This is a genomic window from Amycolatopsis sp. WAC 04169 (assembly GCF_003947535.1).
Taxonomy (GTDB): domain Bacteria; phylum Actinomycetota; class Actinomycetes; order Mycobacteriales; family Pseudonocardiaceae; genus Amycolatopsis; species Amycolatopsis keratiniphila.
In genome coordinates, this window is the sequence record NZ_QHJI01000011.1 from 1 (window position 1) to 12,686 (window position 12,686).

At 69.1% G+C, this 12,686-nt stretch carries 11 protein-coding genes; 5 read left to right on the forward strand and 6 right to left on the reverse strand.

Going from position 1 to position 12,686, the window contains the following annotated elements; genetic code table 11:
- Positions 1-140 precede the first annotated feature (140 nt).
- The 3 genes from DMC61_RS29535 to DMC61_RS29545 form a co-directional block, all read right to left on the reverse strand.
- Positions 141-362, reverse strand: a complete 222-nt coding sequence (locus DMC61_RS29535; RefSeq protein ID WP_016334446.1) for a DUF5703 family protein — start codon at positions 360-362, stop codon at positions 141-143.
- Positions 359-1,372: a YncE family protein gene (locus DMC61_RS29540; protein WP_125693165.1), complete on the reverse strand. Its 1,014-nt coding sequence runs from the start codon at positions 1,370-1,372 to the stop codon at positions 359-361. The genes DMC61_RS29535 and DMC61_RS29540 overlap by 4 nt, the downstream gene beginning before the upstream one ends.
- 113 nt (positions 1,373-1,485) lie before the next feature.
- Positions 1,486-2,451: an aldo/keto reductase gene (locus tag DMC61_RS29545; protein WP_199750136.1), complete on the reverse strand. Its 966-nt coding sequence runs from the start codon at positions 2,449-2,451 to the stop codon at positions 1,486-1,488.
- 136 nt (positions 2,452-2,587) lie between these two features.
- Between DMC61_RS29545 and DMC61_RS29550 the strand changes: the two genes are divergently transcribed.
- The 4 genes from DMC61_RS29550 to DMC61_RS29565 all read left to right on the forward strand — a co-directional run bounded on the left by DMC61_RS29550 (position 2,588) and on the right by DMC61_RS29565 (position 7,436).
- A complete protein-coding gene (locus DMC61_RS29550; RefSeq protein WP_125693167.1) occupies positions 2,588-3,634 on the forward strand; it encodes an LLM class F420-dependent oxidoreductase in 1,047 nt (348 codons plus the stop codon).
- Positions 3,634-4,473, forward strand: a complete 840-nt coding sequence (locus DMC61_RS29555; protein WP_016334442.1) for an undecaprenyl-diphosphate phosphatase — start codon at positions 3,634-3,636, stop codon at positions 4,471-4,473. Before DMC61_RS29550 ends, DMC61_RS29555 begins: the two co-directional genes overlap by 1 nt.
- Positions 4,474-4,579: 106 nt before the next feature.
- The gene (locus DMC61_RS29560) at positions 4,580-5,290 is read left to right on the forward strand and encodes a histidine phosphatase family protein (RefSeq protein WP_043848846.1); all 711 of its coding nucleotides are present in this window, start codon (positions 4,580-4,582) and stop codon (positions 5,288-5,290) included.
- A 103-nt stretch (positions 5,291-5,393) separates the two neighbouring features.
- Entirely contained in the window at positions 5,394-7,436 is a 2,043-nt protein-coding gene (locus DMC61_RS29565) for a M3 family metallopeptidase (protein ID WP_125693169.1), read from the forward strand.
- A gap of 56 nt (positions 7,437-7,492) precedes the next feature.
- Here the strand turns inward: DMC61_RS29565 and DMC61_RS29570 are convergent, their stop codons facing one another.
- Positions 7,493-8,716, reverse strand: coding sequence for an aminotransferase class V-fold PLP-dependent enzyme (locus DMC61_RS29570; protein ID WP_125693171.1), 1,224 nt, complete (start codon positions 8,714-8,716; stop codon positions 7,493-7,495).
- Between DMC61_RS29570 and DMC61_RS29575 the strand changes: the two genes are divergently transcribed.
- A complete protein-coding gene (locus tag DMC61_RS29575) occupies positions 8,715-10,094 on the forward strand; it encodes a PLP-dependent aminotransferase family protein (protein ID WP_125693173.1) in 1,380 nt (459 codons plus the stop codon). The two genes, DMC61_RS29570 and DMC61_RS29575, sit on opposite strands and share 2 nt — an antisense overlap.
- A gap of 18 nt (positions 10,095-10,112) precedes the next feature.
- Here the strand turns inward: DMC61_RS29575 and DMC61_RS29580 are convergent, their stop codons facing one another.
- The gene (locus DMC61_RS29580; protein WP_125693175.1) at positions 10,113-10,742 is read right to left on the reverse strand and encodes a hypothetical protein; all 630 of its coding nucleotides are present in this window, start codon (positions 10,740-10,742) and stop codon (positions 10,113-10,115) included.
- Between the two features lie 70 nt (positions 10,743-10,812).
- Positions 10,813-12,612, reverse strand: coding sequence for a right-handed parallel beta-helix repeat-containing protein (locus DMC61_RS29585; protein ID WP_125693177.1), 1,800 nt, complete (start codon positions 12,610-12,612; stop codon positions 10,813-10,815).
- Positions 12,613-12,686 lie beyond the last annotated feature (74 nt).

Sequence of the window (12,686 nt, forward strand, 5' to 3'; positions counted from 1 at the left end):
CTCACCCAAACCCACTGCGACACCATCGCCCTCCGCCTCAACACCCGACCACGCCCTACACTCGACCTCCTCACACCCGCACAAGCACTCGACAAAGCACTACTTGCACCAACCAGTTGAAACCGCCTCCCCTTCACCTCTCAGGTGATGAGGCCGGGCAGCGGTGTGGCGGTGCGCTTGCGGCGCAACCACACCCTCCGGGTCCCGTCCGAATAGAGCCGTACGGTCGAAAGCTCCCAGCCGGCGAACTCGGCGTGGATCGACAGCTGCGTCGCCGCCGCCCGCCGGGAAACACCAGGGGGCAGCTGCAGCCGCCGGTACTCCCAATCCCCTTCGACCACCGCCTCGTCCACCACTGTCATGGCGTGATCACCTGGATCCCTTCTCCGATGGCCGAGCCGACGACCACGCGGCCGCCCTGCTCGTCGACGGTGACCGAATCTGGCTGCCGCACGGTGGGGAACCGGTGCTTCTCGATCGGTTCTCCACCGCGGACGTCGAAACCGACGACCTCGTTGCGTTCGGTGAGCGTGACCCAGGCGAGGCCGCGGGTGCGGTCGTAGGCGATGCCGTACGCCCCGCCGGGAACGGGATAACGCTGGCGCAGCAGCAGCGGCGTCGTGGAGAACGCCAGCAGGGCGCCCGCGCGCGCGTCGGTGACGAAGACACGGCCGAGATCGTCGGTGACGGCGTTGGCGGCGCCGTCGCCGGCGCGCAGGCCTTCGCCGATCTTGCCCTCGGTGAGGTCGACGGCGAACAGGGCGGTGCGGAGCTTGTCGAGCACGACGACGCCGTCACCGGTGTTCAGCACGTCGTCGGCGCTGTAGATCTGGCCGGTGATGGTCCTTGGTCCCGCGTTCTTCGACAGCACCTCGACGGCCTTGCGGTCCCGGACGGACACCAGCGTCGCGTCGCCGTCGGCGAGACCGGCCGACGGCTGCCCCGCGACCGGGACCGTCTCCAGCGCACCGCCGGGCAGGGAGACCTTCGCCAGGAGGCTCTTGCCGGGCACGCTGGCGAGCACCTGGGAGCCCGAGACCGTCAGGCGCTCGGCAGGACCGGGCAAGGCCACGGTCGTATTCGGGGCGTCCAAGGCGGCGAGATCGTAGATGCGCAGCGACGGCGGCTCAGAAACGGCGACTACCAGCGACTTGCTCGCCTCGTCGGTCACCAGGGCACGGACGCCCGGCACCGCGAAGACCGAACCGGCGGGTTTGACCGTCACGGCGGGGGAGACCGCCGCGGTCGCCGCGACGGGGTTCTGCACGATCTGCAAGGAGTCGTTGGGCGTGTCGTCCGTACTACAGGACGAAAGCACCAGGACACCGGCGAGCGGGATCGCGATCCGGGAAACGGCGGACAGCCGACCCACCTTGGTGCCTCCACCTGCTACTCGTCGAACGGACTTGTCCAGCATCCTCCTGGAACTCCACCACGTCACGTCAGCGTCACCCAACAGTCACCTAATCCACTATTCGAGACGGCTCAGAGGCCGCGTTCCGGGTACCCGACCTCGATCGCGCTGACGTCGTCGAGCGCCGAGCGGATGGCGGGCGGGAGCGTGATGTCCTCGGCCGTCAGCGAACCGGTCAGCTGACCGGTGTCACGGGCTCCGACCACGGGCGCGACCACTCCGGGCCGGTCGCGGACCCATGCCAGCGCGACCGCCAGCGGCGAGGTGCCGAGGCCGTCCGCGGCGGTCGCGACCGCCTGCACGATCCGGGCCGCGCGATCGGTCCGGTGATGTTCGACATAGCCCGCGAAAACACTCGAAGCGCCGCGTGAATCGGCGGGGGTCCCGCTGCGGTACTTGCCGGTGAGCACGCCCCGGCCGAGCGGCGCCCATGGCAGGAGCCCGATGCCGTGGTGCTCCGCCGCGGGGACGACTTCGCGATCGACCCCGCGCTCCAGCAGCGAGTACTCGACCTGCGTCGAGACCAGCGGGGCGACGGCCGAACTGCGGGCCGCGGCGGTCGCGAGCTGCCAGCCCGAGTAGTTGGAGACGCCGACGTAGCGGACCTTTCCGCTGGTCACGGCGTACTCCAGGGCGGCGAGCGTCTCGTCGACCGGCACGGTGGTGTCCCAGGCGTGCAGCTGCCACAGGTCGATGTGGTCGGTGCCGAGCCGTCGCAGCGAGCCTTCGAGCGCGCTCAGCAGGGCACCGCGCGAGGCGCCGCCGCCGAACGGGCCGTCGGTGCGGCGGGCGACGGCCTTGGTGGCGAGCACGATGTCGTCCCGGGGGACCAGGTCGCCGAGCAGCGCGCCGAGGACGCGCTCGCTCTCTCCCTCGCCGTAGATGTCGGCGGTGTCGACCAGGGTGCCCCCGGCGTCGACGAACGCGACCAGCTGGCTGGCCGCCTCCTCCGAGTCGGTGTCGCCACCCCACGTCATGGTCCCGAGGGCCATCCGCGAGACCCGAAGTCCCGACCGGCCGAGCTGTCGCTTTTCCACGACGGGCGAGCCTAGCCGGAAGGCAAGTAAGGGTCGCGGAGCAGGTGAGCGTGTCGTGATCGAGTACCACCGTGCGGGTTATCGGCTGTCAACACCCTGAACGGAGGAGTGACACTCCGATGGATACATTCACGCCGTGCGACTCGGACTGAACTTGGGCTATTGGGGCGCGGGGAACGACGCGGCCAACCTGGCATTGGCGAAGAAGGCGGACGAACTGGACTACGCGGTCGTCTGGGCCGCGGAGGCCTACGGTTCGGACGCACCGACGGTGCTCTCATGGGTGGCGGCGCAGACCTCGCGGATCGACGTGGGCAGCGCGGTGCTGCAGATCCCCGCTCGGACACCGGCGATGACCGCGATGACCGCCGCGACCCTGGACACGCTCTCCGGCGGCCGGTTCCGCCTCGGCCTCGGTGTTTCCGGCCCGCAGGTCTCCGAGGGCTGGCACGGCGTGAAGTTCGCGTCGCCGCTCGGCCGCACTCGCGAATACGTCGACATCGTCCGCAAGGCGCTGAGCCGCGACCGGGTCCGGTACGACGGCGACCACTTCCAGTTGCCGCTGCCCGGCGGACCCGGCAAGGCCCTGACCCTGACCGTGCACCCTGTGCGCGAAGAGATCCCCGTGTACCTGGCCGCCATCGGCCCGAAGAACCTCGAACTGACCGGCGAGATCGCGAACGGCTGGCTGCCGGTGTTCTACTCGCCGGAGCACGCCGGTGAGCAGCTGAAGCTGATCCAGGCCGGGGCGGAGAAGGCCGAGCGTTCCCTCGACGGCTTCGACGTCGTCCCCACCGTCCCGCTCGTGGTCGGTGACGACTGGAAGGCCTGCGCCGACGCGGTCCGCGGGTACGCGGCGCTGTACATCGGCGGGATGGGCAGCCGCGAGAAGAACTTCTACAACCAGCTCGCCTGCCGGATGGGTTTCGAGCGCGAAGCGGCCGACGTGCAGCAGAAGTACCTGGGCAAGGACTACGAGGGCGCCATGGCGGCCGTCCCGCTGGAGTTCATCGACGCGACGTCGCTGCTGGGGCCCAAGGAGCGCATCGCCGAGCGGATGCAGGCCTTCGCGGAGTCCGGCGTCACGACGCTGACCGTCGCGCCCGCCATGCCGGATCCCGAGGGCTCCGCACACGCCCTCGAGGTCGCCGCCGAAGCCGTCGAATCGGCCGGTGTCGCCTGATGGGATGGTTCGAAGCACTGGTCCTCGGGCTCGTCCAGGGCCTCACGGAGTTCCTGCCGATCTCGTCCAGCGCGCACCTGCGGATCACCGCGGCGCTCGCCGGCTGGGACGACCCGGGCGCCGCGTTCACCGCGGTGACCCAGATCGGCACCGAACTCGCGGTCATCCTGTACTTCTCGTCGAAGATCGGGAAGATCCTCCGCGCCTGGTTCTTCTCGATCTACAAGAAGGACTGGCGTCAGGATCCCGACGCGCGGCTGGGCTGGCTGATCATCGTCGGCTCGCTGCCGATCGTGGTGCTGGGCCTGCTGCTGCAGGACGCCATCGACGAAACCTTCCGTGACCTGCGGATCACCGCGACCACGCTGATCGTGTTCGGCCTGATCCTCCTGGTTGCCGACCGCATCGGGAAGCAGCAGCGCACCCTCGACCACCTGACCGTGCCGCACGGCCTCGGCTTCGGGTTCGCACAGGCGCTGGCGCTGATCCCGGGTGTCTCGCGCTCCGGTGGCACCACGAGCGCCGGGCTGCTGCTCGGCTACACCCGCGCCGAGGCGGCGGAGTACTCCTTCCTGCTGGCGCTGCCCGCGGTGTTCGGCTCGGGCCTGTACAAGCTGACCGACATCGGCAAGGACGGCGCCCCGGCGCAGTGGGGGCCGACGATCCTGGCGACGCTGGTCGCGTTCGGTGTCGGGTACGCCGTCATCGCGTGGCTGATGTCCTACATCAAGACCAAGAGCTTCGTGCCGTTCGTGATCTACCGGCTCGTGCTCGGCGCGCTGCTCTTCGTCCTGATCTTCACCGGTGTCTTGGACCCCCAAGAGGGCCCGCACCTGTAACCCCCCGGCGCATTCAGTCCTCTGGATGCGGTCCTTGCACGCGCAAGTACCGCATCCAGAGGACGAAACGCGGGAGGGGCAAAGCACGACACGTAGGGTGGGCCACGTGAGTACTGTGATCCTTCTGCGCCACGGCAAGTCCACGGCGAACGGTTCGGGTGTGCTGGCCGGGCGCACGCCCAAGGTCGGCTTGGACGACACCGGCCGGGCGCAGGCGGCCGCGCTCGTCGAGCGCCTGGCGCCGGTCCCGCTCGCCGAGCTGGTGGTTTCGCCGATGCTCCGCTGCCGCCAGACGGTCGCGAAGCTGGCCGAGGCACGCGGTCTGGACAAGGTCAAAGAGCCGGGTTTGTCCGAAGTGGACTACGGTGAATGGACCGGGCGCGCGCTCAAGGATCTGGTGAAGGAACCCCTCTGGCGGGTCGTGCAGGCGCATCCGTCGGCCGCGGTCTTCCCCGGCGGCGAAGGGCTCGCCGAGATGCAGGCGCGGTCGGTCGCGGCCGTCCGCGCGCACGACGCCCGGATCACCGAGAAGTACGGCGAAAACGCGGTATGGCTCTTATGCAGCCATGGCGATGTGATCAAGGCGATCCTCGCCGACGCGCTCGGCCAGCATCTCGATTCCTTCCAGCGGATCGTGGTCGACCCGGCGTCGGTTTCGGTCGTCCGGTACACCGAGACTCGTCCGTTCGTGTTGCGCGTCAACGACAACGGCGGCGACCTCGCCGGTATCGCACCACCGCCGGCCAAGGCGAAAGCCAAGCGTGGCAAGGGAAAGCCGAGCTCCGACGCGGTGGTGGGCGGTACCACCGGAGCGTGACGGCTCCTCGTCCGCGGTGTCACGCCACGGACGGCATCCACCGGCCCCTCACTGCCCGTAAGGTGGCCTGAACAGCAGATTCGACGACCCGGGAGCAACACCGATGATTTCGCAGGACAACCCGTTCGCCGCGCCGAGTGAGCTGCCCTACGCCCTTCCGCCGTTCGACCGGATCGCCGACGAACACTTCCTTCCCGCCTTCGAAGCGGGTCTCGCCGAGCACGCCGCGGAAATCGAAGAGATCGCCAACTCCGCCGAGCCGCCGACCTTCGAAAACACCATCGTCGCGCTCGAGAAGTCCGGCAGGTTGCTGTCCCGCGTGTCCAGCGTGTTCTTCAACCTCGCCGGATCGAACGCGAACGACGAGATCCAGCGCGTGCAGGCCGAGATGGCGCCGCGGCTGGCCGCGCACGCCGACGCCATCAACCTGAACCCGGCGTTGTTCGCGAGGATCAACTCCCTGTTCGAGCGCAAGGACGAACTCGGCCTCGACGGCGAGTCGCTCCGCCTTCTGGAGCGCCACCACACCGACGTGCGCCGTGCCGGTGCCGGGTTGCCCGAGGCCGACCAGAAACGCCTGCGCGAGCTGAACGAGCAGCTTTCGACGCTGTCGACCCGCTTCCAGCAGAACCTGCTCAAGGACACCAACGAGCTCGCCGTGGTCGTCGACGACGTCGCGGAGCTCGCGGGACTGGGCGAGGACGAGATCGCCACGGCCGCCGAAACCGCCGGTGAGGAAGGCAAGTACGTCCTCAAGCTGACCTTGCCGACCGCGCAGGCCGCGTTGGCCTCGCTGGAGGACCGTGCGCTGCGCGAGCGGATCTTCACCGCGTCGGTTTCCCGCGGCAACCGGGGCAACGAGTCCGACAACAACGGGATCGTGGCCGAACTGGTCCGCCTGCGGGCGGAGCGGGCCGCCGTGCTCGGTTTCCCCGACCACGCGTCGTACGTCATCGAGGACGAGACCGCGAAGACCGCTCAGGCCGCTGTCGGGCTCCTGGAACGTCTCGCGCCGGTCGCGGTCGCCAACGCCAAGGCGGAGGCCGAAGAACTGCAGCGCTACCTCGAAGCCGACATCCCCGGCGCGATCCTGCGGCCGTGGGACTGGGCGTTCTACGCCGAGCGCGTGCGCAAGGACCGCTTCGAGGTCGACACCGCGGCGCTGCGCCCGTACTTCGAGCTGAACCGGGTGCTGACCGACGGAGTCTTCTTCGCCGCGTCGAAGCTCTACGGCCTGAGCTTCACCGAGCGGGAGGACCTGCCGAAGTACCACCCCGAGGTCCGGATCTTCGAGGTCTTCGACGCCGACGGCTCGGAGCTCGGCCTGTTCCTGCTCGACTACTACGCCCGCGACTCCAAGCGCGGCGGCGCCTGGATGAACAACTTCGTCGACCAGACGAAGCTCCTGGGCACCAAGACGGTCGTGGTGAACGTGCTCAACGTCGCCAAGCCGCCGGCGGGGGAGCCGACCCTGCTGACCTTCGACGAGGTCGTCACCGCGTTCCACGAGTTCGGGCACGCGCTGCACTCGCTGCTTTCGGACGTCGAGTACCCGATGTTCTCCGGCACCAACGTCCCGCGTGACTTCGTCGAATACCCCTCGCAGGTCAACGAGATGTGGATGCTGTGGCCCGAGGTGCTCGCCAACTACGCCAAGCACCACGTGACCGGCGAGCCGCTGCCGCAGGAGCAGATCGACAAGCTCCTGGCCTCCCAGCAGTACGGCGAGGGCTTCTCGACCACCGAGTACCTCGCAGCGTCGCTCCTCGACCAGGCGTGGCACGCGCTGGGCACCGAGGACAACGTCGACGACGTCCAGCGGTTCGAGGCCGAGGCGCTGACCAAGGCAGGTGTCGCGCTGGAAGCGGTGCCGCCGCGTTACCGCACCACCTACTTCGCGCACATCTTCAGCGGCGGCTACAGCGCCGGGTACTACTCCTACATCTGGAGCGAGGTGCTCGACGCCGACACCGTGCAGTGGTTCCGCGAGAACGGCGGGCTCACCAGGGAGAACGGCGACCACTTCCGCAGCGAACTGCTCGGGCGGGGCGGCAGCGTCGACCCGATGGCCGCCTTCCGCGCGTTCCGCGGCCGCGACCCGGAGATCGAGCCGCTGCTGAAGCGCCGCGGTCTCGCCGGGGCCTGACCTCCTGACGGTCTCCCCGCCCGGGCACCCCCAGGGCCCAGGCGGGGAGACCGCGTTCAGGCGGCGAGTTCGGCGACGGCCGCGGCGACGTCGTCCACTTCCCGCTCGGTGTTGTAGTAGTGCGGGCTCAGCCGCAGGCACCAATCGACGTCCTTGTCGCCGAAGTCGAACTGCGCGAACTCCCGGTAGCTGAGTGCCGAGTTGATCCGCCTGGCGTCCATCGCCTCCTTGAAGGGCACGGCTTCCCAGCCCTTGATGGAGAACGTCACCAAGGCACCCAGTTCCGGCCCCCGGTCGAGGACTTCGACGCCCGCGATGGCGCCGAGACCGTCCCGCAGCCTCGCCGCGAGCGCGGGGGTGCGTCGTGAGATCGCCTCCAGGCCGACCTCACGGGCGTACCTCGCCGCGGCCGCGCAGCCGAGCACGGTGGCGTAAGGGAATTCCCATTCTTCGAAGCGGGAAGCCGACTTCGCGGGTTCGTAAGCGCCGGGCGCGCTCCAGCGGGCACCGTGCATGTCGATGAACAGCGGCTCGTGCCCGGCTTCGAGAAACCGGTCGGAGACGAACAGGAACCCCGAACCGCGCGGGCCACGCAGGAATTTGCGGCACGTCGAGGTGAGCAGGTCGGCTCCGATCTCTTCGACGTCGATGGGGTACTGGCCGATCGACTGGCAGGCGTCGACCAGATAAAGCAGGCCGAGCTCCCGGCAATGCCGCCCGATTTCGGCGATCGGCTGGACGAGCCCCGAGTTGGTCGGGATATGCGTGGCCGCGACCAGTTTCGGTTTCCTCGCGCGCATCAGGGCTGCCATGGCCTCGACGTCGACACCGCCCTCTCGGGTGTCCGGTGCGTGCACGATCTCGACGCCGAACCGCTTCCGCAGCGACAGGAACGCGATCTGGTTGGAGATGAAGTCGTTGCGGGTGGTGAGCACGACGTCTCCGGATTCGAACCGGATCGAGGAAAGCGCGGTGGAGTAGGCGTGGGTGGCGCTCGCCGCGAAGGCGATGTTACGGGACCGCGCGTTGATCAAGGCGGCGATTTCGCGGTAGAAGCCCGCGACCTGATCCGACCGTGCCGCCGCGGCCTCGTAGCCGCCGATTTCGGCTTCGAGCCTCAGGTGATCGAGCATGGCGGCGAGTACCGGCTTCGCCAGTAACCCACAGCCCGCGTTGTTGAAGTGGACGACCTTCTCGCTGCCCGGCGTATCGGCTCGCAGAGCGGCGATGTCCAGTAGTGATTCCGTGCGGTTTCCAGTAGCACTATCATGGTCTTTCATGTCGGATAGTAGCACTTCCGCACTCGTCCTCCAGTTGCGTTCCCTGATCCGCTCGGCGGCCGCGGGGGACCGGTTGCCCAGCAGCCGTGAGCTGATCGAGCGCTACCGGGTCGGCCCGGTGACGGTCTCGCGTGCGATCGCTCTGCTGGCGGCCGAGGGCGCCGTGGTGACCCGGCCCGGGAGCGGGACGTATGTGGCGGCCAGGCCGTCGGTGGCGGAGGGGCCACTCGACACGGCTTGGCAGACCGTCGCGCTGACCGACCGCAGTGTCGACACCACGTCGCTCACCGGTGTCCTCGGGCCGCCGCCGGAGGGCGCGATCCTTCTCGACGGCGGATATCCGCATGGCTCACTGCAGGCGACCCGCTTCCTGAGCGCGGCGCTCGCGCGGGCGGGGCGCCGTCCGGATTCCTGGGACCGGGCCCCCGCCGCCGGTCTGGCCGCGTTGAGGTCGGTGTTCGCGGGGCCCGCCGGTGCGTCACCGGACGACGTCCTGATCACCGCCGGCGGCCAGAGTGGGCTCTCCATGGCGTTCCGGGCGATCGCGGCACCCGGCAGCCCGGTCCTCGTCGAATCGCCGACCTATCCGGGAGCGCTCGCCGCCGCCCGGGCGGCGGGGCTCCGCCCGGTGCCGGTCCCGATCGACGACGACGGGGTCCGGCCGGATCTGCTGGCCGAGGCGTTCGCGATGACCGGTGCCCGGCTGTTCTACTGCCAGCCCACCTTTCACAACCCGACCGGGACCGTGCTCACGCCGGAACGCCGCACTCAGGTGCTGGAGGTGGCGCGCGCGGCGGGCGCCTTCGTGCTGGAGGACGATTTCGCCCGGCACCTCTCGCATGGGGTCACCGCGCCGCGACCGCTGATCAGCGACGACCGCGACGGCACGGTCGTCCATCTGACGTCGGTGACCAAAGCCGCCGCGCCGAGCCTCCGGATCGGGGCGCTGATCGCGCGTGGACCCGTTCTCGACCGGATGAAGGCGATCCGGCGGGTCGACGACTTCTTCGTCTCCCGTCCGCTGCAGGAGGCGGCCCTAGAACTGCTCAGCGCGCCGTCCTGGGAACGTCACGTACGGAAACTGGGCTCCGAACTACGGCAGCGGTGCGGAAAAGCGGCCGCGGCGCTGGCAGGGGAGCGTCCAGAGTGGACTGTCGCGCGGCTGCCCGAGGGTGGGCTGCACCTGTGGGTGCGGCTACCGGCGGGGAGTGACGCGAACGCGGTCGCCCGCGCGGCGAGGGAACGGGGAGTCGTCGTGGGGACGGGGGACCGGTTCTTCGCCGCCGAACCGGCCGGTCCGTTCCTCCGGCTCGGCTTCGCCGCCGCGGCCGACGTCGCCGAACTCGCCGAAGGCATCAAGCGGCTAGAAAGTGTATAACGAACTATACCGCTCGGCTCAGGCCAAAACCGCGTCAAGCAACAGATAAACCCCACCGCCGAGGACGACACCTGCGGCCATCCCGGCCGTGACCTCGGCTTTGGTGTGATCACCGAGTTCGACGCGGGACCAGCAGACCCAGGCGACGCCGAGGAAGACCAGTGCGAGCCAGGGGCCGTAGACACGGATCAGCATCGCGGCCGCACCCGCCGCCACCATCGCGTGCATCGAGATCTTGAACTCGAGCCCGAAGGTGATCGCGAGCGCGGCGATCAGGCAGACGAGCTCGGCGGCCGCGAGCGCGATCATCTCGTGCGGGGCACCGCCGGCGATGAGGCCGACGAAGCCGGCGGTCAGCGAGCCGATGCAGACCGCGAACGGGACGAGCCGTCCGGCGCGATCGGTGACATGGTGGCTGTCCCACTTGCCCTTCCTGGCGCCGCGCACGATCACGGCCATCGGGATCAGCGAGCCGGTGACGCCGACGACGAGACCCCAGAGCACCGTCTCGCCGACGTGATATCCGGTGACCTTCCAGGCGACGATCAGCGGGAGACCGAGCACCCAGACCCAAGGAGCGAGCACCTCGGTCGCGATCCGCGCGAGACGTCGGCGGGTCCCGGGGGCTTCCGTGGTCTGGGTCGGCATCGCGCGTGGTCTCCTCGGGAATCGTGGCCGGAGCGGCTCCTGCCGGACTCGCGCCCGGCAGGAGCGGTGATCATCGTTCCAGACCCCGGCGGCCCGCCCGCGCGAGGATGTCCGCGCCCGCCGGGTCCGCCCGGACGGCCTTGTCGAACCCCTCCTTGGGCAGCACCGTGTTCCCGGCCACGGTCACCGTCTCTGGTGGGGTGTCGTAACCGTCGGGCAGGGCGTCCCAGAAGTTGCCGACGAAGGCGACGTTCTCCATCGGTGGCCCCACCTGGAGCACGACCGGGGTGTCGGCCCGGTGGACGATGTTGCCGAGGACGGTGATCCACGCCGCGCCGTAGTCGGTGTAGAGACCGAAGTTGTACGAGGTGAGGACGTCACGGATGACGTTGCCGCGGACCAGCGCGCCACCGGCGAACGACGAGCCCTGCGGGGCCGACAGGTAGATCCCGCCGCCGTCCATGAGCTTCCCCATGCTGCGTTCGACGAGGTTCGAGATCACCTGCGTGCCCCTGGCGCGCTCGCCGCCGGTGACCACGATGCCGTTGTGCGGGACGTCGTGGATCTCGTTGTGTGCCACGGTGGTCTCCGCGGACTCGACCACGAGGAGGGCGGGGGAACCGCGGTACTCGGTACCGATGTGGTGGACCAGGTTGTCTTCGACCGCGACCCGGGTGCTCGTATGGACGGCGATCCCGCTGCCCGAGATCTCGTCGAAGACGTTGGCCCGGATCCGCACGTCGGTGGCGTCCTCGATCAGCAGTCCTCCCGCGCCGAGCCGGGTGAAATGGTTGCCCTCCAGGGAGACGCGGCTGACGGACGTGAGGCTGATGTTGGCGGGCAACTGGACCGGCTCCGCGGGCACGTGGACGTAGCCCACGTCCGTGCCGAGGTCGATCTTCTGGAAGTCGCCTCGTTCGTAGCGAGCGTTGCCGTGATAGTGCAGGTAGCCGCCGGTGCGGGCAGGGCCGGACCAGGTCGCGTCGGTGAAGGTGAAGCCGCGCAGCACGAGGTCGTGGACACCTCGTGCGTTGATGAGCGTTTCGAGCACCGGAGCGACGACGCTGGTCTCGCCGATCTCCTCTCCGGGACGCGGACGGTAATGCAGGACGTGCTCGCCCGTGTCGGTGCGGCCGACGGCGAAGGTTCCCGGTTCGGTCAGGAAAGCCACGTTGTTCTCGAGCGTGGACGGCGCGGCGAGACCATCCCAGGCGCCGTCGCCACCGGCGCCGTACCACTTGGCGTCGTAGAGGGATTTGGCGTGGTCGAAGGCGGGCTGAGCCATGGTGATCGTTGTCGACGAGGCATCACCGGAGATCGACGCGACCGCGAGCCGGGCTTCGGACCACGGGTAGACGCCCGGATACACGAACTCCAGCCCGGACGGGTCCGGCCACGACTGAGGCTCCGTGCTGTCCGTGACGTAACCGGTCGCTGTTTTCGTCACGGTCCCCGGGAGTCCGTCCGTGCGAGCCGCTCGCGCCGCGGGTTTGCCGTCGACGGTGAGCCGTCGTGGCGCCAGATTGCCGATCGGGGCGGTCCAGGCCCCGTCGTGGCCCGTCGTCCAGCCGGCGATCCGGCGGCTGCCGCTCAGTTCCACTTCGGCCTGGTCGGCCGTTCCGTAGCCGTGTGCCTGGTAGATCACGCGGAAGCCGTTCGAGCCGGAATCGCCCTGCGTGTCAGTGAAGACAAGAGGTTCGTCCAGGTGGTGGACGCCTGCCGTGAAGGACACGATGACGTCGCCGGTCATGGTGGCCGTGGCGGCACGGACGGCCTTCTGGGCCGCTTTCGGGCCGGCGAACGGCTGTTCGGCGGTGCCGGGCCAGTCGTCCCTGCCGTCCGGGGATACGAAGAACCTGATTTCGGGCATGCTGAAGCGCTCCTGCGAGAGGTATATGGGATATACTGAGGTTTATCACCTAAACACGAACGAGCGAAGAGCGT